This is a genomic window from Streptomyces sp. NPDC096176 (assembly GCF_044763255.1).
GTDB lineage: Bacteria > Actinomycetota > Actinomycetes > Streptomycetales > Streptomycetaceae > Streptomyces.
Genome location: NZ_JBIWFV010000005.1, coordinates 112,656 through 138,205, shown reverse-complemented (window position 1 = coordinate 138,205; position 25,550 = coordinate 112,656). Strand labels below are relative to the sequence as shown.

At 70.4% G+C, this 25,550-nt stretch carries 21 protein-coding genes and 1 tRNA gene; 6 read left to right on the top strand and 16 right to left on the bottom strand.

Going from position 1 to position 25,550, the window contains the following annotated elements; translation table 11 throughout:
• Positions 1–64: 64 nt before the first annotated feature.
• The 8 genes from ACIQ7Q_RS15375 to ACIQ7Q_RS15340 form a co-directional block, all read right to left on the bottom strand.
• A complete protein-coding gene (locus ACIQ7Q_RS15375) occupies positions 65–745 on the bottom strand; it encodes a hypothetical protein (protein ID WP_403860920.1) in 681 nt (226 codons plus the stop codon).
• A 252-nt stretch (positions 746–997) separates the two neighbouring features.
• A complete protein-coding gene (locus tag ACIQ7Q_RS15370) occupies positions 998–1,471 on the bottom strand; it encodes a hypothetical protein (RefSeq protein ID WP_403860917.1) in 474 nt (157 codons plus the stop codon).
• A gap of 58 nt (positions 1,472–1,529) precedes the next feature.
• On the bottom strand, positions 1,530–1,682 hold the full coding sequence (locus ACIQ7Q_RS15365; RefSeq protein WP_403860914.1) for a hypothetical protein: 153 nt from the start codon (positions 1,680–1,682) through the stop codon (positions 1,530–1,532).
• Between the two features lie 118 nt (positions 1,683–1,800).
• Positions 1,801–2,394, bottom strand: coding sequence for an aminoacyl-tRNA hydrolase (gene pth, locus ACIQ7Q_RS15360; RefSeq protein WP_403860911.1), 594 nt, complete (start codon positions 2,392–2,394; stop codon positions 1,801–1,803).
• A 139-nt stretch (positions 2,395–2,533) separates the two neighbouring features.
• A complete protein-coding gene (locus ACIQ7Q_RS15355) occupies positions 2,534–3,130 on the bottom strand; it encodes a 50S ribosomal protein L25/general stress protein Ctc (protein WP_403860908.1) in 597 nt (198 codons plus the stop codon).
• A gap of 289 nt (positions 3,131–3,419) precedes the next feature.
• Entirely contained in the window at positions 3,420–4,397 is a 978-nt protein-coding gene (locus ACIQ7Q_RS15350) for a ribose-phosphate diphosphokinase (RefSeq protein ID WP_356639477.1), read from the bottom strand.
• A gap of 124 nt (positions 4,398–4,521) precedes the next feature.
• Positions 4,522–5,970 (bottom strand): bifunctional UDP-N-acetylglucosamine diphosphorylase/glucosamine-1-phosphate N-acetyltransferase GlmU, encoded by a 1,449-nt coding sequence (gene glmU / locus ACIQ7Q_RS15345; RefSeq protein ID WP_403860905.1) that lies wholly within the window; start codon positions 5,968–5,970, stop codon positions 4,522–4,524.
• A gap of 185 nt (positions 5,971–6,155) precedes the next feature.
• Positions 6,156–6,227 (bottom strand) — tRNA-Gln (locus tag ACIQ7Q_RS15340).
• 118 nt (positions 6,228–6,345) lie between these two features.
• Between ACIQ7Q_RS15340 and ACIQ7Q_RS15335 the strand changes: the two genes are divergently transcribed.
• Positions 6,346–7,674, top strand: a complete 1,329-nt coding sequence (locus ACIQ7Q_RS15335; RefSeq protein ID WP_403860902.1) for a sensor histidine kinase — start codon at positions 6,346–6,348, stop codon at positions 7,672–7,674.
• A gap of 134 nt (positions 7,675–7,808) precedes the next feature.
• On the opposite strand, the gene ACIQ7Q_RS15330 is transcribed toward ACIQ7Q_RS15335, so the two are convergent.
• Both ACIQ7Q_RS15330 and ACIQ7Q_RS15325 read right to left on the bottom strand, forming a co-directional pair.
• Complete coding sequence (locus tag ACIQ7Q_RS15330; RefSeq protein ID WP_403860899.1) at positions 7,809–8,300, bottom strand: SUKH-3 domain-containing protein; 492 nt, start codon at positions 8,298–8,300, stop codon at positions 7,809–7,811.
• A 10-nt stretch (positions 8,301–8,310) separates the two neighbouring features.
• Positions 8,311–8,817 (bottom strand): YwqJ-related putative deaminase, encoded by a 507-nt coding sequence (locus ACIQ7Q_RS15325; protein ID WP_403860896.1) that lies wholly within the window; start codon positions 8,815–8,817, stop codon positions 8,311–8,313.
• Positions 8,818–9,049: 232 nt separating this feature from the next.
• Between ACIQ7Q_RS15325 and ACIQ7Q_RS15320 the strand changes: the two genes are divergently transcribed.
• Complete coding sequence (locus ACIQ7Q_RS15320) at positions 9,050–10,063, top strand: SMI1/KNR4 family protein (protein WP_403860894.1); 1,014 nt, start codon at positions 9,050–9,052, stop codon at positions 10,061–10,063.
• Between the two features lie 7 nt (positions 10,064–10,070).
• Positions 10,071–12,725, top strand: coding sequence for an SUKH-4 family immunity protein (locus tag ACIQ7Q_RS15315; protein ID WP_403860891.1), 2,655 nt, complete (start codon positions 10,071–10,073; stop codon positions 12,723–12,725).
• 84 nt (positions 12,726–12,809) lie between these two features.
• On the opposite strand, the gene ACIQ7Q_RS15310 is transcribed toward ACIQ7Q_RS15315, so the two are convergent.
• The 4 genes from ACIQ7Q_RS15310 to ACIQ7Q_RS15295 form a co-directional block, all read right to left on the bottom strand.
• Positions 12,810–13,118, bottom strand: coding sequence for a hypothetical protein (locus tag ACIQ7Q_RS15310; protein WP_403860889.1), 309 nt, complete (start codon positions 13,116–13,118; stop codon positions 12,810–12,812).
• Between the two features lie 382 nt (positions 13,119–13,500).
• The gene (locus ACIQ7Q_RS15305; RefSeq protein ID WP_403860887.1) at positions 13,501–15,102 is read right to left on the bottom strand and encodes a cation acetate symporter; all 1,602 of its coding nucleotides are present in this window, start codon (positions 15,100–15,102) and stop codon (positions 13,501–13,503) included.
• On the bottom strand, positions 15,099–15,581 hold the full coding sequence (locus tag ACIQ7Q_RS15300) for a DUF485 domain-containing protein (protein WP_403860884.1): 483 nt from the start codon (positions 15,579–15,581) through the stop codon (positions 15,099–15,101). The genes ACIQ7Q_RS15305 and ACIQ7Q_RS15300 overlap by 4 nt, the downstream gene beginning before the upstream one ends.
• A 161-nt stretch (positions 15,582–15,742) precedes the next feature.
• Positions 15,743–17,269, bottom strand: a complete 1,527-nt coding sequence (locus ACIQ7Q_RS15295) for an MFS transporter (RefSeq protein ID WP_403860881.1) — start codon at positions 17,267–17,269, stop codon at positions 15,743–15,745.
• Between the two features lie 397 nt (positions 17,270–17,666).
• On the opposite strand from ACIQ7Q_RS15295, the gene ACIQ7Q_RS15290 reads away from it, so the two are divergent.
• Together ACIQ7Q_RS15290 and ACIQ7Q_RS15285 are read left to right on the top strand one after the other, a co-directional pair.
• Positions 17,667–18,455, top strand: coding sequence for an ABC transporter ATP-binding protein (locus tag ACIQ7Q_RS15290; protein WP_403860878.1), 789 nt, complete (start codon positions 17,667–17,669; stop codon positions 18,453–18,455).
• Entirely contained in the window at positions 18,452–21,025 is a 2,574-nt protein-coding gene (locus ACIQ7Q_RS15285) for an ABC transporter permease (RefSeq protein ID WP_403860875.1), read from the top strand. The genes ACIQ7Q_RS15290 and ACIQ7Q_RS15285 overlap by 4 nt, the downstream gene beginning before the upstream one ends.
• 111 nt (positions 21,026–21,136) lie before the next feature.
• Here the strand turns inward: ACIQ7Q_RS15285 and ACIQ7Q_RS15280 are convergent, their stop codons facing one another.
• Entirely contained in the window at positions 21,137–21,511 is a 375-nt protein-coding gene (locus tag ACIQ7Q_RS15280; protein WP_403860873.1) for a type II toxin-antitoxin system VapC family toxin, read from the bottom strand.
• A complete protein-coding gene (locus ACIQ7Q_RS15275) occupies positions 21,508–21,771 on the bottom strand; it encodes a type II toxin-antitoxin system Phd/YefM family antitoxin (protein WP_403860870.1) in 264 nt (87 codons plus the stop codon). Before ACIQ7Q_RS15275 ends, ACIQ7Q_RS15280 begins: the two co-directional genes overlap by 4 nt.
• 228 nt (positions 21,772–21,999) lie before the next feature.
• On the opposite strand from ACIQ7Q_RS15275, the gene mfd reads away from it, so the two are divergent.
• The gene (mfd, locus tag ACIQ7Q_RS15270; protein ID WP_403860867.1) at positions 22,000–25,533 is read left to right on the top strand and encodes a transcription-repair coupling factor; all 3,534 of its coding nucleotides are present in this window, start codon (positions 22,000–22,002) and stop codon (positions 25,531–25,533) included.
• Positions 25,534–25,550 lie beyond the last annotated feature (17 nt).

Here is a 25,550-nt window from a genome sequence, read left to right as displayed (position 1 = left end):
ACGTCCGCTGACGCGCGAAGACATGACGGTGCCCCCACCGGACTCCGGTGGGGGCACCGTCGTTTCAGTGACGCTGCACAGTGCGGCGCCGCGTCAGCAGATAACCGCCGACGGCGACCAGAGCCGCAGCGGCCGCGCCGAGCGCGCCGAGCGGCGCGCCGTTGCCGGTTTCCGCCAGGTCGCCGGAGGCGCCGTCGGACGGCGCCGGGCTCTCGGCGGCGGGCTCGGAGGCGGCCGGGCTCGAGGACCCGTCCTCCGCCGGGGCGGTCGGCGTGCCGGTCTGCTCACCGGGCGCCCCGGGCGTGGCGGACGGCTTGTCGGACGGCGCCGGCTTCTCGTCCTCGCAGTCGGACTTGAAGACCTTGTGCTTGGCGCGGCCGTTCTCGCCGTCGAAGTTCCAGAACAGCTTGTACTGCCCGTCGGGCAGGGTCATGTCCTCGGTGCGCTCATGGCCGTCCGCGTCGAGGGTGAGCGAACCGGACTTGACCGTCACGCCCTTGTCGACGTCGTTGTTCGCCCAGGCCTCGATGTGCCAGGCCACTTGCTGACCGGCGTCGAAGTTGAAGGCGTCGAGGTAGAACGAGCAGACCTTCGGCTCGTTCTTGCGGAGTTCTTCACCGGTCGTCGCATCGTGAATCTTCACGGTGCCGTTGTCGCCCGGCGGGGTGGCCGACGCGGCCGTGGCGGCCGTCAGCGAGAGCGTCGCGGCGGCCACCAGGGCGCCGGAAAAGGTACGGATGCGCATGGGCAGTCCATCGTGTGAGAGGGGAGATGCCGTGGGGGGCGGCTCAGCGTCCTGTGAACGGACGGGCCGGTCAAGACTGTGCGCGCCTCATCCGCACCAAGAGTCCGCGGTGGTCCGGATAGTCCTGATAACGATCAGGTGAATGCGTCATTCCGCTCAGGGGATTTCGGGCTCGCCGACCTGCGCGACGTCGAGACCTGCGCGACGCCGAGAGATGCGCAGAGCGGGCTACGGTGCGGAGCGGCGAAGGTCTCACAACGCCAGGAAGGACGCCATCAGCAGCGCCCCGCCGGCGAACGCCGTGCCCCACGCGATCCGCGTCAGCCGCAGTCCGCCGCCGATCACCAAGGCCGCCAGCAGCAGCGCCCCGCCCAGCGGCACCCAGGCGTGCAGACCGCCCGCGGGCCCGGTGCGTACGGCCTCGGCCGTACCTGGCTTGAGCACGACGGCCAGCGTCTGGCCCTTTTGTACCGCGACCGTCTTCTCGATCGTCACGTCCGCGCGGTCGGTCGCCGGCGCCTGGGGCGAGTACGGGCCTGTACACACATTCTCGTCACAACGGGCGACGGTGAGGGTGCCGTGCTCGCGGCCCTTGGACAGCAGGATGTGCTGCGCGGTGCCCCATGAGGACCAGAATCCGGCGGTCAGCAGCAGCAGGGCGACGAGCGCCATCGCCGCGTTACGTGCATGGACCAACATCCGGCCGGAGGAGTTCCGCTTCTTCATGGTGCGCGATCCTTGGCCATGGGACTACGCCAGGTCAACCTCGGCTTCGCGTCGGCGGCTACTCCATCGGCCCGGTGAAGATCGCTTCGGCGGAGGTGGCTGTCACGGCGCGGCTGAGCCAGGTGCGCATGAGTTGTGGGTCGCCGCAGGCGGTGAACCGCTCGCCCGCGTCGTCGGGAACGTCGAGTCCCACCAGGCCGTCGCTGTCCATGCGCCGCGCTTCACAATGCAGGCGGCTGGAGGTGTACGGGTCGGTGGCCAACCGTGCGGTCGCAAGGGGTGGGCGTGGAGCCGCCACTGCCAGGTCGGCGCCGCGACCCGCGCATCGCCTACGAGTTGTACGTGCTCTGGGCCCGTTCGAGGCCGTCGATCACCAGGCACTCCACCGCGTCCGCCGCACGGTCCACGAGGTAGTCGAGTTCCTTGCGCTCCGTGGTGGAGAAGTCCTTCAGCACGAAGTCCGCGACCTGCATCCGGCCGGGCGGGCGGCCGATGCCGAAGCGCGCCCGGTGGTAGTCCGAACCCATGGCCTTCGTCATGGACTTCAGGCCGTTGTGCCCGTTGTCCCCGCCCCCGAGCTTGAGCCGCAGGGTGCCGTAGTCGATGTCCAGTTCGTCGTGGACGGCGACGATGTTCTCCGTGGGCACTTTGTAGAAGTCCCGCAGCGCCGTCACCGGACCGCCGGACAGGTTCATGTACGACATCGGCTTGGCGATCACCACCCGCCGGTTCGACGGGCCAGGGGCCCCGATCCTGCCCTCCAGCACCTGCGCCTGCGTCTTCTGGGCGCGCTTGAACGAGCCGCCGATGCGTTCCGCCAGCAGGTCGGCCACCATGAAGCCGACGTTGTGACGGTTCGCCGCGTACCCGGGCCCGGGGTTGCCGAGGCCCACGATCAGCCAGGGCGCGTTGGTGTCGGACATCTGTGCTGCGTCTCCTCGTAGGACGGGACGTGGAACTCGCCGGACAGGCCGTGGAAAGGGGAACGGGGTGGCGGGCCGGGTCGTGTCCCAGTCCGCCACCCCGTGTTCCAAGTCGTCAAGCTCGGGATGAGCTTACGGCTCAGGCCTCGGCGGCCTCTTCACCCGCGCCCTCGGCGCCCTCGGCCGCCGGCTCCTCGGCCTGCGCGGCCAGGATCTGCAGGACGACGGTGTCGTCCTCGACGGCCAGCGTGGTGCCCTTCGGAAGGGTGATGTCCTTGGCGAGCACGGAGTCACCGGCGGACAGGCCCTCGATGGAGACCGAGAGGGACTCGGGGATGTGGGTGGCCTCGGCCTCGACCGGCAGGGCGTTCAGCACGTGCTCGAGCAGGAACGCGCCCGGGGCCAGGTCGCCCTCGGCGTGGACCGGGATGTCGACGTTGACCTTCTCGCCGCGCTTCACGAGCAGCAGGTCGACGTGCTCCAGGAAGCCCCTCAGCGGGTCGCGCTGCACGGCCTTCGGGATGGCCAGCTCGTTCTTGCCGCCGAGGTCCAGGGAGATCAGGACGTTCGGGGTGCGCAGGGCGAGCAGCAGCTCGTGGCCCGGCAGCGTGACGTGGACAGGGTCGGTGCCGTGACCGTAGAGAACGCCGGGAACCTTGTTCTCACGGCGGACGCGGCGGGCGGCGCCCTTGCCGAACTCGGAACGGAGCTCTGCGGTGAGCTTCACCTCGGACATGTGCACTCCTCGTATTGAGCAGAAAGCTGGTGGCGGTCACCCGGCCACGACAGGCCTGCTACGAAGAGCGCGTCGATAACGGACCGCCGCGTCCCACAGGACACGGCCTCCCTCGCCGAGCAACTTGCACAGTCTACCCAGCACTCGGCCGGGCCCAAAATGGATCACCGGAGAAGCGAGAAGGGCCGCCCCGGCGCGGGGCGGCCCTTCTCGCTACGACGGTTGCGACGATGACGAAGGGTGCGACGGTTGTGCCGTCAAGCCTGGTCGACGCCACGGCTGCTGTTCGTTACGCCTGCTCCTCGAAGAGGCTCGTCACGGAGCCGTCCTCGAAGACCTCGCGCACGGCGCGGGCGATCGTCGGCGCGATCGACAGCACCTTGATCTTGTCGAGCTCCAGCTCGCCCGGCGTCGGCAGAGTGTTCGTCAGGACGAACTCGCTCACCTTCGAGTTCTTCAGACGGTCCGCCGCCGGCCCCGACAGGATGCCGTGCGTCGCCGTCACGATCACGTCCTCGGCGCCGTGCGCGAAGAGCGCGTCTGCCGCGGCGCAGATGGTGCCGCCGGTGTCGATCATGTCGTCGACCAGGACGCAGACCCGGCCCTCGACCTCGCCGACGACCTCGTGGACCGTCACCTGGTTGGCAACGTCCTTGTCGCGGCGCTTGTGCACGATCGCCAGGGGTGCGTCGAGCCGGTCGCACCAGCGGTCCGCCACGCGCACACGGCCTGCGTCCGGGGACACGATCGTCAGCTTGTTGCGGTCGACCTTGGCGCCCACGTAGTCGGCCAGCACCGGCAGCGCGGAGAGGTGGTCGACGGGGCCGTCGAAGAAGCCCTGGATCTGGTCCGTGTGCAGGTCGACGGTGAGGATGCGGTGCGCGCCCGCCGTCTTCAGCATGTCGGCGATCAGACGGGCGGAGATCGGCTCACGGCCGCGGTGCTTCTTGTCCTGCCGGGCGTAGCCGTAGGACGGGATGATCACGGTGATGCTCCGGGCGGAAGCCCGCTTCAGAGCGTCGATCATGATCAGCTGTTCCATGATCCACTTGTTGATGGGGGCCGTGTGGCTCTGGATCAGGAAGCAGTCCGCACCGCGCGCGGACTCCTGGAAACGGACGTAGATCTCACCGTTGGCGAAGTCGAAAGCCTTCGTCGGGACGAGGCCGACACCCAACTGGTGTGCAACCTCCTCGGCCAGCTCGGGGTGGGCGCGGCCGGAGAAGAGCATCAGCTTCTTCTCGCCGGTCGTCTTGATCCCGGTCACAGCACTGTCTCCTCAGACGTGTTCTCTGGCCGCGAAGGTCCTGGACACAAGGGTCCTGGGCGCGAGCCAGCCGAATTTGTGTGCACGTATCACGGTACGCCGAGTTCGGCGCACCTGTTTCCGGTCAGTTCCCCTCGGCGACCTGTTCCGTTGTCTCCGCGGCTGCCTGCGCGGCCGCGCTTCCGGGGCGCTTACGAGCCACCCAACCCTCGATATTCCGCTGCTGGCCGCGGGCGACGGCCAGCGAGCCGGCCGGTACGTCCTTTGTGATCACAGAGCCCGCGGCGGTGTACGCGCCGTCCCCGACCGTGACAGGAGCCACAAACATGTTGTCCGAGCCGGTCCTGCAGTGGGAGCCGATCGTCGTGTGGTGCTTCGCCTCACCGTCGTAGTTCACGAAGACGCTCGCGGCGCCGATGTTCGTGTACTCGCCGATCGTCGCGTCGCCCACGTAGGAAAGGTGCGGGACTTTGGTGCCCTCGCCGATCGTCGCGTTCTTCGTCTCGACGTACGTGCCGATCTTGCTCTTCACGCCCAGCCGCGTGCCCGCCCGCAGATAGGCGAACGGGCCGACCGACGCGCCCTCGCCGACCGTGGCCGAATCCGCCACCGTGTTGTCCACCCGGGCGCCGGCGTGCACCGTCGTGTCCGTCAGCCGCGAGTTGGGGCCGACCTCCGCGCCCTCCGCGATGTGGGTGGTGCCCAGCAGCTGCGTGCCCGGGTGCACCACCGAGTCCGGCTCGAACGTCACGGTCACGTCGACCAGCACGGAGGCCGGGTCGACGACGGTGACGCCGGCCATCATCGCCCGCTCCAGCAGCCGCTCGTTCATCAGCTTCCGGGCCTCGGCCAACTGCACGCGGTTGTTGATGCCCAGGATCTCGCGGTGATCGCCGGCCACCGAGGCGCCGACCCGGTGCCCGGCCTCGCGCAGGATGCCGAGTACGTCGGTGAGGTACTCCTCGCCCTGGCTGTTGTCCGTGCGGACCTTCTTCAGGGCGTCCGCGAGGAGCTGCCCGTCGAACGCGAACACACCGGAGTTGATCTCGCGGATCGCGCGCTGCTCCTCGGTGGCGTCCTTGTGCTCGACGATCGCGGTGACGGCGCCGGTGGCGGCGTCCCGCACGATCCGGCCGTAACCCGTGGAGTCGGGCACCTCGGCGGTCAGCACGGTCACCGCGTTGCCGTCGGCGGAGTGCGTGGCGGCGAGGGCGGACAGTGTCTCGCCGGAGAGCAGCGGGGTGTCGCCGCAGACGACGACAACGGTCCCGGCGATCTGTCCGCCGAGCTCCTCGAGGCCCATGCGTACGGCGTGGCCGGTGCCGTTCTGCTCGGCCTGGAAGGCGGTACGGGTTCCGGCGCAGCGCTCGGCGAGATGTGCTTCGACCTGCTCACGTGCGTGTCCGACGACCACGACGAGCTGCTCGGGGTCCAGTTCACGGGACGCGGAGACGACATGTCCGACGAGCGAGCGCCCGGCGATTTCGTGCAGGACCTTGGGGGTCCTCGACTTCATGCGGGTGCCCTCACCCGCTGCGAGAACGACGACGGCTGCCGGGCGATTGGCGCTCACGGGAATGCCCTTCGGCTTCGGGTGGTGGGACAACCGAAGGATACCGGGGGGTTTCGGGCCGGAAACGAGCGCGGGTCGAGACCGGATGGGGCAGGCCCGAAGATGCGGAACCTCAAGATGCGGTTCCGCGAAGACGCGGCACCCCGGGAAGCGGGGGCCTGCGATGCGGGGCCGAAGGCCGGAAGCTCCCCCGTCAGGACTCGAACCCGAACAGATGGCACCAAAAGCCACAGTGCTGCCAATTACACCACGGGGGATGGCATGCGTCGGAACCGGACATTTCGTTCGGTTGCCGATCCGGCACCCCACACTATGCCAGGTGGGCTCCTCGAGACGGTAGGAAAATGACTCGTGCCCGCCCGTAGGCTGGAACACATGACCACAACGGGGGCGCAACAGGAGGCCACGGGTCCGACCGCCCGTGGCCCGCTGTGGTGGGGACGACGGCGCAGTGCCGTGCTGGACGTGGGGCTGGCCGTCGTCTCCGCCTTTGAATGTGCGCTGGAGGGTGTCGGGTTCGCGGACAAGGCCGCGTTGCCGGTGCCGTTCGGGGTGCTGTTCGGGCTGGTCGTCGGGTCGGTGCTGGTGCTGCGGCGGCGCTGGCCGATCGCCGTGGTGCTGGTGTCCGTCGCGACCACACCTGCCGAGATGGGCTATCTGATGGGGATCGTCGGGCTGTACTCGCTCGCTGCCTCCGAAGTGCCCCGTCGGATCACGGCGATTCTGGCGGGGATGGCCCTGTCGGCGACCTTCATCGTGACGTTCGTACGGGTGCGGCAGCAGGTCGAGTCGGCGGACTTCGACGCGCCCGGCGGCTGGTACGTGCCGCTGATGTCGGCCTCCATGTCGCTCGGCCTCACGGCCCCTCCGGTGCTGCTCGGGCTCTACATAGGGGCGCGGCGACGGCTGATGGAGAGCCTGCGGGAGCGGGCGGACAGCCTGGAGCAGGAGCTGTCGCTGCTGGCGGACCGGGCGGAGCAGCGCGCCCAGTGGGCCCGCCAGGAGGAGCGGACGCGGATCGCGCGGGAGATGCACGACGTGGTGGCGCACCGGGTCAGCCTCATGGTGGTGCACGCGGCGGCATTGCAGGCCGTGGCGTTGAAGGATCCGCAGAAGGCGGTGAAGAACGCGGCGCTGGTGGGGGACATGGGCCGGCAGGCGCTGACCGAACTGCGGGAGATGCTCGGTGTGCTGCGTTCCGGCGAGGCGCAGGCGCGGGTGCAGGCCGAGGTGCCGCTCGCGGCGGTGGGCGCGGCCGCGGCGGCCGCCGCGGCGGCCGCCGCGGAGGACGGGCCGTGCATCGCGGACATCGAGGTGCTGGTGGGTCAGTCCCGGCAGGCGGGCATGGTGGTGGAGCTCGCGGTGCAGGGGGACGTACGGGCGTATCCGCCGGAGGTGGAGCAGACCGCGTACCGGGTGATCCAGGAAGCACTGACGAACGTCCACAAGCACGCGGTCGGCGCCAAGGTGATGGTGCGGCTCGCGCACCGTGACGAAGAGGTCGCGATGCAGGTGGAGAACGGCGCTCCGGACGCGGCGGGTGGTGCGGCGGACGCAGACCTCCCCAGCGGCGGCAACGGCCTGGTGGGGATGCGGGAGCGGGTGACCGCCCTGGGCGGGGTGTTCGTGTCGGGGCCGACGGACGTCGGGGGCTTTCGGGTGTCCGCGGTGCTCCCGGACCGCGCCGAGGTCAGCCTGCGGTAGTGACAGCCGAGATCAGCCTGCGGTGGCGGTAGCGGTGCGGCAGGGGGTCCGGGCCGAGGTGGTGCGGACGGCCTCGACCTGCCTCGACCTGGCTCGGCCCGGTACGCAGCGGCCCGGTCGGGCCCCCGCCCGGCTCAGCCCGGGACGAGCCGCATCGGCTGGATGCCGGTGACGAGGGTGGTCAGCGCCTGGTCGATGTCCGGGCCCAGATACCAGTCGCCGGTGTGGTCGACGCTGTACACGCGGCCTTCGACGTCCATGGCCAGTACCGCCTGCTGGTCGCCCTCCATGCCCAGCGGCGAGATCTCGGTGTCGAGCGCCCGGCCGAGGTCGGCGAGGGTGCGGGCCAGATGGAGGCCGGCGAGCGGATCGAAGTGCAGCGGAACGGGTGCGTACTGGCGCCCGGGGCCGGGCGCGGTGACGATCAGTCCGCCGAACTCCGCCCAGGCTTCGACGGCCGCGGGGAAGACGGTGTGCTGGTGGCCGGCCGGGGAGACATGGGCGCGCAGGGTGTCCGCCCAGTGTTCGGCCTGCTTGATGTCCCAGCGGCCGGGCTGCCAGCCCGCGTCGCGCAGAGCGGCGTCGACGGCGACGGGGAACCGGGTGGTGCTGAGGTGGTCGGGCATCGGTCGCGGGTCAGCCGTTCTCGGGTGCGGTCGGATCGACGGGGCGTACGCCGAAGTGGTCGAGCATCGCGGTGCACGACCGGCAGGGCGGTGCGTAGCTGCCGTGCAGCGGGTCGCCGTCCTCGCGGATACGGCGTGCGGTGAGCTTGGAGTGCTTGAGCGACCGCCGGGCCTCGCCGTGGGTGAGGGGCTTTCGCTGCGCGCGTTTGGAGCGCTGGGTCTCCGCGGCGCCGAGGTGCCGGGAGAGCAGGATCGCCTCCGGGCATCGCCCCGTGAAGCGCTCCCGCTGGCCGCTGGTGAGGGTGTCGAGGAAGTCCTGCACGAGCGGATGGAGCGGCGGTGGCCGGTCTCCTTTTCCGGCGGTGCATGTGAGGGTCTCGCCGCGTACGGAGAGTGCGGCGGCGACGGCGGGCAGGATTCCGTCGCGACGGTGCCGGAGTCCCGGAGCCCGTCCCGACTCGTCGGAGATCCAGCTGAGGCGTGGATCACCGGATGTACCTGGTTGCGCTGTGTGCATGGTGTTGCCGTCCCTCCCGTGCACTCCCCCGTGGTGCGGGTAGACAGCCTGCCAAATGGGGTGGCACGTAAGGAAGCTGGGTAGCTGAAACGTGTCTGGCCGGTCTCACCGTGGGGCCTTTGGGTCACTCGAAAGTGACTCTTGGTCACGGAACCGGAGGCCCGGCCGCCACTCTTGCCCCACGGCTTAGGCTGTGCTGAACCAGCCAGAAGCCAGCAGGGGGCAGAACGCCATGACGACAGGTCGGCAAGGCCTGGGGGCAGCTATGGGCCCCGGGGCCGGCGCACCAACCGCGCCACCGAATGCGGCCTACGCCGGGCAGGTCGTGCACTTCCCGGACCCGATCCGGGCCTCCCGTCACCCCAGAGGGGTGCGGATGGACGACGACGGTTACCCGGACTTCTCGCCGTACGCGCGCGCGGCCGCGGAGATCGCCGAGCCCCCCGAGGGCTTCGGCGTGGACGAGCTGCGCCTCACGGACTACGTCTCGGCGAACGCCGCGCTGCACGCGGACGGCCACCCGCTGTGGGACACGATCCCGGCGGTGGCGACGCCGCACGGCTGGACGTGGCACCACGTGCGGCGGTCGCGGCGGCTCGAGCTCGTACCGGTCGAGGTGAAGGCGCTGCTGCGACACCACGGCGGTATGGCGACGGCGGTGGTGGACCAGGGCAAGCGGGGCACGCGCCCGCTGCAGGAGGCACGGCCCGCACACTTCGGCCTGCCGAAGGGCGCGCTGTCGGTGACCGAGCAGCAGCTCCGCCACATCGAGGAGGACCTCGGATACAGCCTTCCCGGCGCGTACCGCTCCTTCCTCAAGGCCGCGGGCGGTTCCGCCCCGGTCGGCACGGCGCTGGACGCGGAGCTGGGTCTGCTGGTGGACCAGCCCTTCTTCACGGTCCGCGAAGAGGCCGCGGTCAACGACCTGGTGTACGTCAACAAGTGCCTGCGGGACCATCTGACGAAGGACTACCTGGGCGTCGCCTTCGTCCAGGGCGGGATCCTCGCGCTGAAGGTGAAGGGGGCGGACGTGGGGTCGGTGTGGTTCTGCGCGTACGACGACGCCCGCGACCAGGACGGGTGGCACGTGCAGGAGCGTGTGGAGCGGCTGCTGCTGCCCTGCGGCGAGGACTTCGACGCGTTTCTGCAGCGGCTCGCAGGCAATCCGCCGGAGCTGGAGACCGTGGCGAATCTGATGGTGGACGGCGGCTTCGCGCGTGCCGTTCCGGTTTCGGGCGAGGGGTGATTGTCCGATGGTGACTTTCGCACAGGCGCAGGAGCGCGCCGAGGAATGGGTCAACGGTGAAATGCCCGCGTATCAGCACCGTGAGGTGCGGGTGCGCGAGTTCGAGCTCGGGTTCGTGGTGTGGGCGGAGGACCGCGAGGGCGGTGCCCGTTCCGACGGCGGTCGTCAGCGGTTGGTCATCGCCAGGGACAGCGGTGAGGCGACGCTGTGGCCGGGGCTGCCGGTGGGTGAGGTCATCCGCCGGTACGAGGAGGAGTACGGCAGTACGGAGGAGACGCCGGCCGCGTCGGGGGCACAGGCGCCGGAGCGGATCGACCTCAATCAGACGTCGTTCCTGTTGAGCCCCCCGGAGTGGCTCCAGGACGCCGCCGACAGGTTGGGCATCCCGGACCGGCGGGCCTCTTCCGGGTCCGGGTCTGCGCACGCGGCCGGCGACGCCGCTGCCGGTTCCGTTGCCGCTTCCGCTCCGGCGGCGGACGCGACGCCGTCCCTTGCCGCCGGTGTGCCGTCGCTGCCCTCGGCGGATGCCGACCGGTCGGCCGACGTGGGCGAGCCGGACGCGTCGGGGTCCATCGGGGCCAACGCCTCTCAGGCGACGGGCAGTTCCTCTTCTTTCCTGTCCTCGCCCTCTTCCTCGTCGACCTCGTCGTCCTCGTCGATGCCCGCTTCTGCTCCCGCCTCGGCTGCATCCCCGGCCGGGTCGGCGTGGCCGGAGGCCGGATCGTCGTCCGGCTCCGGCTCTGGCTCGGGAACAGGCGCGTCGGGGAGCGGAGCCGCGTGGCCGAGTGCCGGGTCTGTCGACTACGAGCCGACGGCTTCCGACGGCGTGCCCGCCACCCCGGCGGGAGCCGGCAGGGGCAACGGCTGGACGGACACCACCTCCGCGGGCTCGGACGACGCGTCCGTGCCGCTGCCGGCGACGGTGTTCGCGCCGCCGGTTTCGGTGGACGACGCCACTCCGCCTCCGCCGTCGGTTTCGGCGGAGGCGCCCACTGCGCTGATGTCCGGCGGCAGTCAGCTGCCGAGGACCGCCATCGTGCCGGGCCTGAACCCGCAGTCCGAGCCGTCGTCGCCGTCGCAGCCGACCCCACCGCCCCGGCACGCCGGAGCGGCGGACATAGCGGACGCGGCGACGAGCAAGGCCGTGCTGCCCCCGCGGGGTGCGCGCGGCGGTGCGGGGGCGACACCTCCGCCGCCGCCCGGTGCCCCTGGCACTCCGGGCGCCCGCCCCGGCGCGGGCGCCGCGCCTCCGCCGTCGGGTCCGGGCGTGCCCGGCGCCCCGGCGGGCGGCTACCTGCCCACCCAACTGGTCTCCCAGCTCGGCCCGGAGGGGCCGCAGCCTCCTGGTCCGCCGGCGCCTCCTGGTTCGACGCCGCCGCCCGGCGGGGGCGTGCATCATGCTGCGACGATGCTGGCGGGTCCGGCCCAGATGGGGCCGGGTGCGCCTCAGCCTCCTGGTCCTCCCGGTGCCCCGCAGCCTCCTGGTCCGCCGGCGCCTCCTGGTTCGACGCCGCCGCCCGGCGGGGGCGTGCATCATGCTGCGACGATGCTGGCCGGTCCGGCCCAGATGGGTCCCGGTGCGCCGCAGCCCCCCGGTCCGCCCGGTCCGCCGGGACCCGTGCCGAACGCGCCGCAGCCGCCTCAAGGTGGGCGACCGCCGTACGGGTATCCGCAGCAGCCGACCGGTGTGCCCACGGTCGGGCCCGGCTATCAGGCCGTCCTGCGCTACCGCGCACCCGATGGTTCCGAGGCCCAGCTGATCCGTCGTTCCGCCCCGGGCACTCCGCACCCGGAGTGGCAGATCCTGCACGAGCTGCGCGCCATGAACGTGCCGCCGCAGCAGGTGCTCGAGCTGCACACGGAGCTCGAGTCGTGCGAGCTGCCGGGTGCGTACTGCGCCCGGATGATCCGCGAGACGTGGCCGCAGGCACGGATCACGTCGATCGCCCCGTACGGCAGGGACCACGCGTCCCGTCAGCAGGGCATGCAGCAACTCATCGCGCACCAGGGTGAGTTGCATCAGGTGGCGGACGGACCCGCCCGCCCCGCGCCGGTGCGTGCGCCGCTGCCGCAGGTTCCGCCGACCCCGCCGATCCCGCCGGAGGGTGTCGCCCAGGAGTTGGCGGGTGCGTTCGGGCCGCAGGGCATCTGCCGGTTCGACCAGCGGGCCGTCTCCCGGCAGGGCGTGCCGGAGATCGTCGCGGCGACGCTGGTGTGGGCGGGTCTGCCCGGCGACTTCAACCCGTTCTTCTGGGCGCAGCCGGCCCAGCCGGTGGTGCCGACGCTGGCGGAGCTCGCCGCTCAGCGGCAGGTGCAGCCCGCGTCGGACGCGGGATCGTATCTGGTGATCGGCAGCGACTTCGGCCGGGCGATCTGTGTCCAGTACGGCACGGCCCACATCGTCGCGGTGCCGGTGGAGGCGGGCCCCGGAGGCCAGCCCGTGGCGCCGCAGTTCGTGAACACGGGCCTGCCGGAGTTCGTCCGCTGCCTGGCGTTGCTCGGCCGCATGTGGCGTCTGCGCTTCGGTCTCACCCCGGAGCAGGCCGGTCGCTGGACGGTCGATTTCCAGGCGCAGCTGGCAGCTCTGGACCCGGCGGCTCTGTCGTCGCCGGAGAGCTGGTGGTCGGTGCTGCTCGAGCAGATGTGGGACGGGCTGCTCTGACGCGCTGACGCCTTCCCGCCGGGCCCGGTTTCACCGAACCGGGCCCGGCGGTCGGCGTGGTGACGTTCTGTCAGCTCTCAGGCGTCAGCGGCGGCCACGGTCGTCCCAGTCGCCACGGTTGTCCCAGTCGTTGTACCGCCAGTCGTGGTGATCGTGGTGGTGCCGGTCGTCGAAGAACCGGTCGTCGAAGAACCTGTCGCGGTCCCCGTTGCCGCCGCGGCCGTCGTAGTAGCACCAGTCGTCGTAGTAACTGCTCCAGTAGTCGCAGTATCCGGACGAGGGTGCCTGCGACGGACTGGTGGCACTTGCGACACCGGCTCCGCCGAGCGTGAGGCCCACAGCGGCGAAGAGGCCGGCGGAGAGCTGGAGAATCCTTGTCGTCCCTGCCCGCATGGTGCTTCCTTCCCGGGGCGTAGACGGGGCCGATGGCCCGCACGCTCACGCGCCTCAGGTGCGAGAGGCGAGGCGTGATGCGTTCGCCGAAGAGACCCGGTATGCCGGCGAACGTGGCAAGAAGTGCCACCACCGACACGCACGCGAAGGCGCAGCATCGGGTGATCCGCAGCGGGGCATCTGTCCCTCGGATCGTTCAATATGAATCCAAACTAGGCACCGCGCCACAGAGAAGTCAAACCGTACAAAATGCCTTGAAGGTGCATGGTGTGGAGCGATATCGGCGCTGCTCGGAGCACAGGAACGGGCGCCGGCGGTACGCGTACCCGCCGACGCCCGTTCGCGCGCGTCAGAACCGCCTCAGAGCCGCCTCAGAACCGCGTCAGGACGTGGGAGGCACGCCCGCCAGGATGGCCGGTTCCGCGGCCTCGTAGCGCAGCCGCTCCTCGTTCGTGTCGCGCTCGTACAGGACGGTGCCGAGCCAGCCGGCGATGAAGCCCAGCGGGGCCGAGACTATGCCGGTGGTGGTGAACGGGAACCAGTTGAAGTCCGAGTCGGGGAAGACCGCCTGCGGTGATCCGGACACGAGGTTGGTCCCGGTCATGAACAGGACCGCGGAGCCCGCTCCCACGATCAGCGTGCACAGCAGGCCCGTGCGGGAGAAGCGGCGCCAGAAGAGGCTGTAGACGAGCGCCGGGGCCACCGCGGAAGCACCGATGCAGAACGACAGGGTCAGCAGCGCCTGGAGATTCAGGTGCCTGGCCCCGGCGGCGACGGCGAGCGCGACGAGACCGACGCCCGCCGCCGCGGTGCGCGCGATGGCCATCTCCGTGGAGTGCTTGAGCGTCGCCTTGCGCAGTCCGTGCGCCACGAGGTCGTGCGCGAGGGTGTTGGCGCAGGCGAGGGTGACGCCGGCGACGGAGGCGAGCAGGGTGAGGAAGATCGCCGTGGCGACCGCCGTGAACAGCAGGGTCTCCACGGTGTTCGGGTCCGTGCCCATGAGCGCCTGGGTGACCATCAGGAACGCGGTCTTGCCCTGCGGGTCGCCGGTGACGAGCCCCTCGTGTCCGACGATGGCCGCCGCGCCGAAGCCGATCACCACGATGAGCAGGCAGGTGACCAGGACGGTCGACACGGCCCAGGACATCGAACGCCGCACGGCCGTCGCGCTGCGCGCGGTGAACATGCGCATCGTGATGTGCGGCAGGACGGCGGCGCCGAGTACGACCGTCAACTGGGCGCTGATCATGTCGACTTCGTCGCCGGCGAACTGCAGCCCGGACGCGAGGTACGCGTCGCCCGCGCCACTGCCGCGCGCCGCGCCCTCCAGCAACGCGGGCAGGCTGAAGTCGAAGCGGTCCAGAACGAGTACGGCGACGGCGGTGGCCGCGCCGAGCAGCACCACGGTCTTGACGATCTGGATGAAGGCGGTGCCCTTCATGCCGCCGATCGCCGCGTACACGATCATCAGCAGACCGAGGAAGACGATGGCCCCGGTCTTGAAACCGTCGGCGTGGAAGCCGAGGACGACGGCGAGCAGGTCGCCCGCGCCCGCGAGTTGGAAGATGACGAGCGGCAGCAGGGCGGTCAGGGTGACCGCGGCCGCGGTGATCCGTACGGCGGGGCCTGGGTTGCGGCGGGCGAAGACGTCGCCCATGGTGAAACGGCCCGCGTTCCGCAGAGGTTCGGCGAGCAGGAACATCATCAGGACCAGTGACAGCGCGGTGCTCAGGGCGAGCGACAGGCCGTCGTAGCCCAGGAGCGCGATGATGCCGATGGTGCCGAGCACGGTGCCTGCGGAGATGTAGTCGCCGGCGATGGCGAGGCCGCTCTGCATGGGGGACAGCGAGCGGTAGCCGGTGTAGAACTCGCCCAGGTCGTCGCGGTCGGGCCCGGTCATCACGCACAGCAGCAGTGTGATGGTGATGACGGCGATGAACGCCATGAGCGACATCGTCTGGGCCTCGGAGCTGAAGCCGGTCATGCGCGCGCACCTCCCGGCGGCTGCGGCCATGCGGAACGCTCCGGACGGCCGGTGTTCGCGGCCGTGGCCGCTTCGGCCTGTTCCCGTATGGACCGCGCGAGCGGGTCGACCCGGTTGCGGGCGATCCGCTCGTAGACGGCGATGGCGGCGAGGGCCACCGGCAGCTGCACGAGTCCCAGCAGGAATCCGGTGGTGAGTCCACCGCTGATCTTGCCGGTCATCATCTCGGGTGCGTACCCGGAGAGAAGGAGGAAGACGACGAAGTAGCCGAGCGCGGTGAGTGTCGCGACCCGGCGCAGCTTCCGGTAGGCGGAGCGGAGTCCGCCGAGATCGGCGTGGTCGTCGTAGGAGAACGGCGCGTCCGACGGTCCGTGTCCGGGGCCGGCCATGTGCCAGGGCTGCGGTGCCGCCTCCTGGCGGTGGCGGCCGGAGGGCCGGGGCGGTGGCGGGGGATCGGGGAAGAGCTGGTGGTACGACATCGTGCTTGCTCCTTGCCACCCCTGGTGGCCGGGGCGGGTGATGCTGGTGGTCCGCGTACGTTACTCAGCGGTAGCGCGATGCGTAAGGGGTTTCCGACCGTGCGGTATGTCGGTTCGGTGACGATCCTGTGCGGCTGCGGACGGACCCGCGGTAACCTCCGTCAAACGTCGCGCTTGTCCTGGATGACCGGAAAGCGCCTCGGTGCGACGAACACCAGTGCCAGCAGGGCGAGTCCGGCCGCGGCCGCCGCCCCCAGGTAGACGTGGTCGACCGCCGCGTCCACCGCGCGGCGCAGGTGCTCGGTGGCCGAGGCGGTGAGCGCGGCCGGGTTCTCCAGGGCGTGGGAGACCGAGTCGAGGCTGCCCCCGCCGAGGCGGGAGACCAGGACGGCATTGGCGACCGCGCCGAAGAGGGCCGCCCCCACGGACTGGCCGACCTGGCGGCAGAAGAGGACGGACGCGGTGGTGGTGCCGCGTTCCGACCAGCCGACGGTGGACTGGACGCCGACGATGAGAGGGAGTTGGAACAGGCCGAGCGCGGCCCCGAGCAGCAGCATGATGAGGGCCGGCTGCCACGGTTCGCCGGGGAACGGGAGCAGCGGGAACGCCAGCAGTATCAGCAGTGCCAGACCGATCCCGATGATCGCGGTCCACCGGAAGCCGATTCGGGTGTAGACGCGGTCGGACAGGGCGGCGCTGACCGGCCAGCTGAGGGTCATCACCGAGAGCACAAAACCGGCGGCGATCGGGCCGAGGCCCAGGACGGACTGGGCGTAGGTGGGCAGAAAGACGGTCGGCGCCACCATCAGCAGACCCAGCGCGCCCAGCGCGAGGTTGACCGCGGCGATCGTTCGGCGCCGCCAGACCCAGCCGGGAATGATCGGTTCGGCGGCACGGCGTTCGACGACCACGGTGACGGCGACGAGCACCGCACTGCCGCCGAGCAGGACCAGCGACGGGGTGGAGAGCCACGGCCAGGCGACGCCGCCCTGGACGAGGGCCGTGAGCAGCAGAGCGCCCGCCGCGAAGACGCACAGGGCGCCCGCCCAGTCGACGCGGGGACGGGCGGCCGCTGCGGGACGGGCCGGTTCGACGAAGTGGCGGGCGACGAGGAAGAGCGCGACCGCGCCGACCGGAAGGTTGATGAGGAAGATCCAGCGCCAGTCGGCGTACGTGGCCAGCAGCCCGCCGACCACCGGCCCGGCGACCGCCGAAGTCGCCCAGACGGTCGACAGCTTGGCCTGGATCCTGGGGCGCTCCTCGAGCGGGTAGAGGTCGGCCGCGATGGTCTGCACCGTGCCCTGGAGTGCCCCCCCGCCGAGTCCCTGCACGACGCGGAAGGCAATGAGCGAGGCCATGCTCCATGCGGCGGCGCACAGCAGCGAGCCGACGAGGAACAGCACGATGCCGGCGACGAGGACGGGCTTGCGGCCGAAGGTGTCGGAGAGCTTGCCGTACACGGGGAGGCTGACGGTGACGGCGAGCAGGTAGCCGGAGAACAGCCAGGAGAAGACGGCGAAGCCGCCGAGGTCGCCGACGATCTGGGGCACCGCGGTCGAGACGACGGTCCCGTCGAGCGCGGCGAGTGCCATGCCCATCATCAGAGCGGCGACGACCGGGCCCCGCCCAGGCGTGGCTGAGGGTGCTGTGGCGCCGGGCATGCGTTCCGTGCGGCCGGTGCTTCCCATGAGCCGTCAGTTCCTTTCCCCATGCATCTATTTGCGTGGGCCACCTTCTCACTTGAGGCTCACGCAAGGGGAGGGTGCAGGCTCGTCGTACCGCGGGTCCACCCGGGGGTGGAGTCCCCCTAGGGGCTTCTCCTTACTTGTGGGCAGGGGACGTTCGTCCCGGCGGACGACGAGAAGGCACGGACCCGTTCTTTAACTTGGTCTTACGGCCGCAGCTGAGACCCGCGGCAAGCCCGCATCAAGCCCGCGCCGACGGCAGTACCGGCCAGGGGTGGGGAAAACCCCCGGACCAAGACTGCGCTGCGCACCAGCGCGCCGGACCGCTTCCGTCGCGAGACTCGACCCTGTGCCCCGCGGCGACGCCATTCGCTGATTCCCGAAACTGAGGAGACCCACCGTGACCACGGCTGTAACCACCCCCGCGCACGGGGAAACCGGAGGGCGCACGGCCGTCGCCGCACGGGCGCGGCAGGTCGTCAAGGCGTACGGCGCCGGTGAGACCCGCGTCGTCGCGCTCGACCACGTCGATGTGGACATCGCCCGCGGTCAGTTCACCGCGATCATGGGACCGTCCGGCTCGGGCAAGTCGACGTTGATGCACTGCCTCGCCGGCCTCGACACCGTCACATCCGGTCAGATCCACCTCGACGACACCGAGATCACGGGTCTCAAGGACAAGAAGCTCACACAGCTTCGCCGGGACCGGGTCGGCTTCATCTTCCAGGCGTTCAACCTGCTGCCCACGCTGAACGCCCTGGAGAACATCACGCTCCCCATGGACATCGCCGGACGCAAGCCGGACGCCGCCTGGCTCAACCGTGTCGTCGAGACCGTGGGCCTCTCCGACCGCCTGCGGCACCGGCCGACCCAGCTGTCCGGCGGCCAGCAGCAGCGCGTCGCCGTGGCCCGCGCCCTCGCCGCCCGCCCGGAGATCATCTTCGGTGACGAGCCGACCGGAAACCTGGACTCGCGGGCCGGCGCCGAAGTGCTCGGCTTCCTGCGCAGGTCCGTCGACGAGCTGGGGCAGACCATCGTGATGGTCACGCACGACCCGGTCGCCGCCTCCTACGCGGACCGCGTCCTCTACCTCGCCGACGGCCGCATCGTCGACGAGATGTTCCGGCCGACCGCCGACGCCGTCCTCGACCGCATGAAGGACTTCGACGCCCGGGGGCGCACGTCATGACCGTGCTCAGGAACTCGCTGCGCAACTTCCTCGCGCACAAGGGCCGGATGGCCCTCTCCGCGGTCGCGGTGCTCCTGTCGGTGGCCTTCGTGTCGGGCACGCTCGTGTTCACCGACACCATGAACACGACCTTCGACAAGCTCTTCGCCGTCTCCGCGTCCGACGTCACGGTGAGCCCCAAGGGGTCCGGCGACGACTCGGAGAACCCGGCGACGGGCAAGCCCGCGTCGCTGCCCGCCTCGCTCGTCGACGAGGTGAAGTCGGTCAAGGGTGTCAAGGACGCCGAGGGCGCGATCGCCAGCTTCAGCGTGACCGTCGTCAACTCCGAGAACAAGAACATGGGTTCCACGACCGGCGCCCCGACGATCGCCGGCAACTGGACGCGGAACGACCTCAAGTCGATGGAGATCACCTCCGGCCACGCCCCGCGCGGCCCCACGGAGGTCATGGTCGACGGTGACACCGCCGAGAAGCACCACCTGAAGCTCGGCGACGAACTGCGCACCATCGCCGTCACCGGCGACTTCACCGCGAAGATCTCCGGCATCGCCGACTTCAAGGTCACCAACCCCGGCGCGGCCGTCGTCTACTACGACACCGCCACCGCCCAGCGCGAACTGCTCGGCAAGGAAGGCCTGTTCACCAACATCCTGGTGACCGCGGACCCCGGCCTGAGCGGAGAGCAGCTCAAGAAGGACATCGCGGGTGCGCTGGACGCCCCCTACAAGCTGCAGACCGCGAAGGAGGCGGCGGACGCCGGCCGCGAGGAGGTCGGCTCGTTCCTCGACGTGATGAAGTACGCGATGCTCGGCTTCGCCGGAATCGCGGTCCTCGTCGGCATCTTCCTCATCGTCAACACCTTCTCGATGCTGGTCGCCCAGCGCACCCGCGAGATCGGTCTGATGCGGGCCATCGGCTCCAGCCGCCGGCAGGTCAACCGGTCCGTGCTCGTCGAGGCGGTACTGCTCGGCGTCGTCGGCTCCATCGCCGGTGTCGCGGCCGGTGTCGGACTGGCTGTCGGCCTGATGAAGATGATGTCCGCCGTCGGTATGAACCTCTCCACCGACGATCTGACCGTGAAGTGGACGACCCCGGCCGTCGGCCTCACGCTCGGCATCGTCGTCACCGTCCTCGCCGCCTACATCCCCGCACGCCGGGCCGGCAAAGTCTCCCCGATGGCCGCCCTGCGTGACACCGGCATGCCGGCCGACTCCAGGGCCGGCTGGATCCGTGGCGGCATCGGCCTGGTGCTCACCGCCGGCGGCGTGGCCGCGCTGCTGGTCGCCACCCAGGCCGACAAGGCGAGCGAGGGATCGATGTTCCTCGGCCTCGGCGTCGTCCTGTCCCTGATCGGCTTCATCGTCTTCGGCCCGCTGCTCGCGGGAGCCGTGGTCCGGGTGATCAGCGTCCTGGTGCTGCGGATGTTCGGCCCCGTCGGCCGGCTGGCCGAGCGCAACGCGCTGCGCAACCCGCGCCGTACGGGGGCGACCGGCGCCGCCCTGATGATCGGCCTCGCCCTGGTGGCGTGCCTGTCGGTGGTCGGGTCCTCCATGGTCGCCTCGGCCACGGAGGAGCTCGACAAGTCGGTGGGCGCCGACTTCATCGTGCAGTCCGCCACCATGGGGCCGATCGTGCCGCAGGCCCAGCAGGCCCTGAAGGAGGCGCCGGGCCTCGAGCACATCACCGAGTACAAGGGCGTCGAGGCGAGGATCACCCCGCCGAACGGGAAGACGGAGGACGAGCAGCTGGTCGCCGCCGACCCGACGTACGCCCAGGACCTGCGCCGCGAAACGGTGGCCGGCGAGCTGTCCGCCGCTTACGGCAAGGACGCGATGTCCGTCGGCAGCGACTACGCGGACCGGCACGGCGTGAAGGTCGGCGACACGATCAAGGTCGCCTTCAAGAACGGCAGCCCCGCCGAGCTGAAGGTCGCCGCGATCACGTCCGACGACACCAACGTCGACAAGGGCGCGATGTACATGAACATCACGACCGCCGCGCAGTACATCCCGGCCCAGAAGATGCCCGAAAACATGATCATGTTCGCGAAGGCCGTAGACGGTCAGGAGAAGGAGGCGTACACCGCCCTGAAGAAGTCGCTCGCGAAGTACCCGCAGTACAAGGTGCAGAACCAGACCGACTTCAAGCAGGACCTCAAGGACCAGATCGGGCAGCTCCTGAACATCGTCTACGGCCTGCTGGCGCTCGCGATCATCGTCGCGGTGCTGGGCGTGGTGAACACCCTCGCCCTGTCGGTGGTCGAGCGGACCAGGGAGATCGGCCTGATGCGGGCGATCGGCCTCTCGCGCCGCCAGCTGCGCCGCATGATCCGCCTGGAGTCCGTGGTCATCGCCCTCTTCGGAGCGCTGCTCGGCCTCGGCCTGGGCATGGGCTGGGGAACGTCCGCACAGAAGCTGCTGGCGCTGGAGGGCTTGGGCGTCCTCGAGATCCCGTGGCCGACGATCCTCACGGTCTTCGTGGGCTCGGCGTTCGTCGGCCTGTTCGCGGCACTGGTGCCCGCGTTCCGCGCCGGCCGGATGAACGTGCTGAACGCGATCGCGACCGAGTAGCGACCGACGGAGGGGAGACCGCGGGGGGCCCGGTACGGGGGTCCGGATCCACCGCTTCGTGAACGGCCCCGGGTGTCCACGCGGACGCCCGGGGCCGACGCGCGAGGGTCCTCAGACCTGGAGGACAGGGACGTCGTAGAGGGGGATGTGCTTGTCCCGGGTGACCAGGGTCAGGCCCTCGGTCTGCGCCTGAGCGACCAGTATCCGGTCGAACGGGTCGCGGTGGTGGAACGGGAGCTGTCCGGCGCGGATGCCGTGCAGCCCTGTGACAGGAAGTGGCTTCAGCTGACAGTCCCGTGCTCGTTCCGGCAGATCCTCTGGACCGTCCAGCTTCCCGAGGGCCTGCTTCACGGCAAGTTCCCACGGGGTGACGGCGCTGACGTAGGCCAGAGCCTCGGTGTCGAGCAGGTCTTTCGTCTCGTCGGACAGTTGAGGAGAGTCCAGGAGCCACCACACCACGACATGGGTGTCCGCGAGGATCTTCATTCTCCGGCCTCCGGAGTGAGCCCGAAGGCGTTGGCAAAGCCCTCGTCGTCGGAGAGATCGTCGAAGTCGTCGTGGAAGACGACGGGCTCGGCGAGAGAGCCGCGAGCGGTCCTGCGGACCTTCGAGGACAGGGGGATCACCTTCGCGACGGGTGACCCCGACTTGCTGATGACGACCTCCTCTCCGGTGGCGACCATTTCGAGGATCTTGGAGAAGTGTGTCTTCGCCTCGTGGACGTTGTACTGCCGGGCTGCTTCCATCGGGGCCCCATAGGGTCAAGTGGACTAAGTACTGGACTTAGTCTACCGGTGCAACCGCTGGCCGGGCGAGCTCGTTCACTCTCCGGAGTGGCCTCAATCCCTCGCGCGAGCGACACCCCCACGTCGTAGTCTGGAACCCCCCGGCCCGTTCGACGTGTCGGGCGCGTCGCGTTGCCCACCGGGTGCGCGATGCCCACCCCCCAGATGCTTTCCGGATGGATGTCCTACATGAGCCTGCACGGTCTGCTCGATGCCGTCGTACGTGACCCGGCGCTCGCCGAAGCGGTCAGGGCGGCCGGGGACGGTCACCGTACGCACGTCGATCTGGTGGGCCCGCCCGCCGCGCGGCCCTTCGCCGTGGCCGCCCTCGCCCGGGACGCGGGCCGCACCGTGCTGGCCGTCACCGCCACCGGCCGGGAGGCAGAGGATTTGGCCGCGGCGCTGCGCTCGCTGCTGCCCGGCGAGGGCGTCGTCGAATACCCGTCGTGGGAGACGCTGCCGCACGAACGGCTCTCGCCGCGCTCCGACACCGTCGGCCGCCGGCTCGCCGTCCTGCGCCGCCTCGCGCACCCGTCGCCCGACGACCCGGCCGCCGGGCCGGTCAGCGTCGTCGTAGCACCCGTGAGGTCCGTGCTGCAGCCGCAGGTCAAGGGCCTCGGCGACCTGGAGCCCGTGGCGCTGCGCACCGGACAGCAGGCCGATCTGAACGAGGTCGTGGAGGGCCTCGCGGCCGCCGCCTACTCCCGGGTGGAACTGGTCGAGAAACGCGGCGAGTTCGCAGTTCGCGGCGGCATCCTCGATGTCTTTCCGCCCACCGAGGAGCACCCGCTCCGGGTGGAGTTCTGGGGCGACGACGTCGAGGAGATCCGTTACTTCAAGGTCGCCGACCAGCGCTCCCTGGAGGTCGCCGAGCACGGCCTGTGGGCGCCGCCGTGCCGCGAGCTGCTGCTGACGGACGACGTGCGGCAGCGGGCCGCCGCTCTCGCGGAGGCCCACCCCGAGCTGGGCGAGCTGCTCGGCAAGATCGCCGAGGGCATCGCGGTCGAGGGCATGGAGTCCCTCGCCCCGGTCCTCGTCGACGACATGGAGCTGCTCCTGGACGTCCTGCCGAAGGGGTCCATGGCCGTCGTGTGCGACCCGGAGCGGGTGCGCACGCGTGCCGCGGACCTCGTCGCCACCAGCCAGGAGTTCCTGCAGGCGTCGTGGGCGGCGACGGCCGGCGGGGGAGAGGCGCCGATCGACGTCGACGCGGCCTCGCTCCGGGGCATCGCGGACGTACGGGAACGGGCGAGCGAGCTCGGCATGATGTGGTGGTCCGTCTCCCCGTTCGCCGCGGACGCCTCCGACCTCGAGGACGACACCCTCAAACTGGGCATGCGCGCCCCGGAGAGCTACCGCGGCGACACCGCCCGCGCGCTCGCCGACACCAAGGGCTGGCTCGCCGACGGCTGGCGCACCGTGTTCGTCACCGAGGCGCACGGCCCCGCCTCCCGCACCGTCGAGGTGCTCGGCGGCGAGGGCATCGCGGCTCGCCTCGACGCCGACCTGGCCGGCATCAGCCCGTCCCTCGTCCACGTCGCCTGCGGCTCGATCGAGCACGGCTTCGTCGACCCGGCGCTCAAGCTCGCGGTCCTCACGGAGACCGACCTGACCGGCCAGAAGGCCGCCGGCAAGGACGGCCAGCGGATGCCCACCCGGCGCCGCAAGACCATCGACCCGCTGACCCTCGAGGTCGGCGACTACATCGTCCACGAGCAGCACGGTGTCGGCCGCTACCTCGAGATGGTGCAGCGCACCGTCCAGGGCGCCACCCGCGAGTACCTCCTCGTCGAGTACGCCCCCGCCAAGCGAGGTCAGCCCGGCGACCGGCTCTACATCCCCACCGACCAGCTCGAGCAGGTCACCAAGTACGTGGGCGGCGAGGCGCCGACACTGCACCGGCTCGGCGGCGCCGACTGGACGAAGACGAAGGCGCGCGCGAAGAAGGCCGTCAAGGAGATCGCCGCCGACCTGATCAAGCTGTACTCGGCGCGGATGGCGGCCCCCGGCCACGCCTTCGGCCCCGACACCCCGTGGCAGCGGGAGTTGGAGGACGCCTTCGCCTACGTGGAGACGCCCGACCAGCTCTCCACGATCGCGGAGGTCAAGGAGGACATGGAGAAGACGGTCCCCATGGACCGGCTGGTCTGCGGCGACGTCGGCTACGGCAAGACGGAGATCGCGGTCCGTGCGGCGTTCAAGGCGGTCCAGGACGGCAAGCAGGTGGCCGTCCTCGTCCCGACGACCCTCCTCGTGCAGCAGCACTTCGGTACGTTCAGTGAGCGGTACTCCCAATTCCCCGTCGTCACGAGGGCGTTGTCCCGTTTCCAGTCGGACGCCGACGCGAAGGCGACCCTGGAGGGCCTGCGCGACGGGTCCGTCGACATCGTCATCGGCACGCACCGGCTGTTCTCCTCCGAGACCAAGTTCAAGGACCTGGGCCTGGTCGTCGTCGACGAGGAGCAGCGCTTCGGCGTCGAGCACAAGGAGCAACTGAAGAAGCTGCGCGCCAACGTCGACGTCCTGACCATGTCAGCCACCCCCATTCCCCGTACGTTGGAGATGGCGGTGACCGGCATCCGCGAGATGTCCACGATCACCACGCCGCCGGAGGAACGGCACCCCGTGCTGACCTTCGTCGGCCCGTACGAGGAGAGGCAGATCGGCGCGGCCGTCCGGCGTGAACTGCTGCGCGAGGGACAGGTCTTCTACATCCACAACCGCGTCGAGTCGATCGACAGGGCGGCGGCACGACTCCGCGACATCGTGCCCGAGGCCCGTATCGCCACGGCCCACGGCCAGATGTCGGAGTCGGCCCTGGAGCAGGTCGTCGTCGACTTCTGGGAGAAGAAGTTCGACGTGCTGGTCTCCACGACGATCGTCGAGTCGGGCATCGACATCTCCAACGCCAACACCCTCATCGTCGAGCGCGGCGACAACTTCGGTCTCTCGCAGTTGCACCAGCTGCGCGGCCGCGTCGGCCGTGGCCGCGAGCGCGGCTACGCGTACTTCCTCTACCCGCCGGAGAAGCCGCTCACGGAGACGGCCCACGAGCGCCTCGCGACCATCGCCCAGCACACGGAGATGGGCGCCGGTATGTACGTCGCGATGAAGGACCTCGAGATCCGAGGCGCGGGCAACCTCCTCGGCGGCGAGCAGTCCGGCCACATCGCGGGCGTCGGTTTCGACCTGTACGTGCGCATGGTCGGCGAGGCGGTCGCCGACTACCGCGCCTCGCTGGAAGGCGGTGTGGAGGAGGAGCCCCCGCTCGAGGTCAAGATCGAGCTTCCCGTCGACGCGCACGTCCCGCACGACTACGCCCCGGGCGAGCGGCTGCGCCTCCAGGCGTACCGGGCGATCGCCTCCGCCAACACGGAGGAGGACGTCAAGGCGGTCCGCGAGGAGCTCACCGACCGCTACGGCAAGCTCCCGGAGCCCGTCGAGAACCTGCTGCTGGTGGCGGGGCTGCGGATGCTGGCGCGTGCGTGCGGCGTCGGCGAGATCGTGCTCCAGGGCCCCAACATCCGCTTCGCGCCGGTGGAACTGCGCGAATCGCAGGAGCTGCGTCTCAAGCGCCTCTACCCCCGCACGGTGATCAAGCCGGCCGTCCACCAGATCCTCGTCCCGCGCCCGACGACCGGCAAGATCGGCGGCAAGCCGGTGGTGGGACGGGAACTGCTGGCGTGGACGGGGGAGTTCCTGACGACGATCCTCGGCTCGTAGTCGTGCCGGGCCGTGCC

What these genes read in the sequence shown, in the direction of transcription:
- ACIQ7Q_RS15375 (WP_403860920.1), bottom strand. Translation starts at nt 745, where the DNA reads ATGCGCATCCGTACCTTTTCCGGCGCCCTGGTGGCCGCCGCGACGCTC.
- ACIQ7Q_RS15370 (WP_403860917.1), bottom strand. Translation starts at nt 1,471, where the DNA reads ATGAAGAAGCGGAACTCCTCCGGCCGGATGTTGGTCCATGCACGTAAC.
- ACIQ7Q_RS15365 (WP_403860914.1), bottom strand. Translation starts at nt 1,682, where the DNA reads ATGGACAGCGACGGCCTGGTGGGACTCGACGTTCCCGACGACGCGGGC.
- pth (WP_403860911.1), bottom strand. Translation starts at nt 2,394, where the DNA reads ATGTCCGACACCAACGCGCCCTGGCTGATCGTGGGCCTCGGCAACCCC.
- ACIQ7Q_RS15355 (WP_403860908.1), bottom strand. Translation starts at nt 3,130, where the DNA reads ATGTCCGAGGTGAAGCTCACCGCAGAGCTCCGTTCCGAGTTCGGCAAG.
- ACIQ7Q_RS15335 (WP_403860902.1), top strand. Translation starts at nt 6,346, where the DNA reads ATGACCACAACGGGGGCGCAACAGGAGGCCACGGGTCCGACCGCCCGT.
- ACIQ7Q_RS15330 (WP_403860899.1), bottom strand. Translation starts at nt 8,300, where the DNA reads ATGCCCGACCACCTCAGCACCACCCGGTTCCCCGTCGCCGTCGACGCC.
- ACIQ7Q_RS15325 (WP_403860896.1), bottom strand. Translation starts at nt 8,817, where the DNA reads ATGCACACAGCGCAACCAGGTACATCCGGTGATCCACGCCTCAGCTGG.
- ACIQ7Q_RS15320 (WP_403860894.1), top strand. Translation starts at nt 9,050, where the DNA reads ATGACGACAGGTCGGCAAGGCCTGGGGGCAGCTATGGGCCCCGGGGCC.
- ACIQ7Q_RS15315 (WP_403860891.1), top strand. Translation starts at nt 10,071, where the DNA reads ATGGTGACTTTCGCACAGGCGCAGGAGCGCGCCGAGGAATGGGTCAAC.
- ACIQ7Q_RS15310 (WP_403860889.1), bottom strand. Translation starts at nt 13,118, where the DNA reads ATGCGGGCAGGGACGACAAGGATTCTCCAGCTCTCCGCCGGCCTCTTC.
- ACIQ7Q_RS15305 (WP_403860887.1), bottom strand. Translation starts at nt 15,102, where the DNA reads ATGACCGGCTTCAGCTCCGAGGCCCAGACGATGTCGCTCATGGCGTTC.
- ACIQ7Q_RS15300 (WP_403860884.1), bottom strand. Translation starts at nt 15,581, where the DNA reads ATGTCGTACCACCAGCTCTTCCCCGATCCCCCGCCACCGCCCCGGCCC.
- ACIQ7Q_RS15295 (WP_403860881.1), bottom strand. Translation starts at nt 17,269, where the DNA reads ATGGGAAGCACCGGCCGCACGGAACGCATGCCCGGCGCCACAGCACCC.
- ACIQ7Q_RS15285 (WP_403860875.1), top strand. Translation starts at nt 18,452, where the DNA reads ATGACCGTGCTCAGGAACTCGCTGCGCAACTTCCTCGCGCACAAGGGC.
- ACIQ7Q_RS15280 (WP_403860873.1), bottom strand. Translation starts at nt 21,511, where the DNA reads ATGAAGATCCTCGCGGACACCCATGTCGTGGTGTGGTGGCTCCTGGAC.
- ACIQ7Q_RS15275 (WP_403860870.1), bottom strand. Translation starts at nt 21,771, where the DNA reads ATGGAAGCAGCCCGGCAGTACAACGTCCACGAGGCGAAGACACACTTC.
- mfd (WP_403860867.1), top strand. Translation starts at nt 22,000, where the DNA reads ATGAGCCTGCACGGTCTGCTCGATGCCGTCGTACGTGACCCGGCGCTC.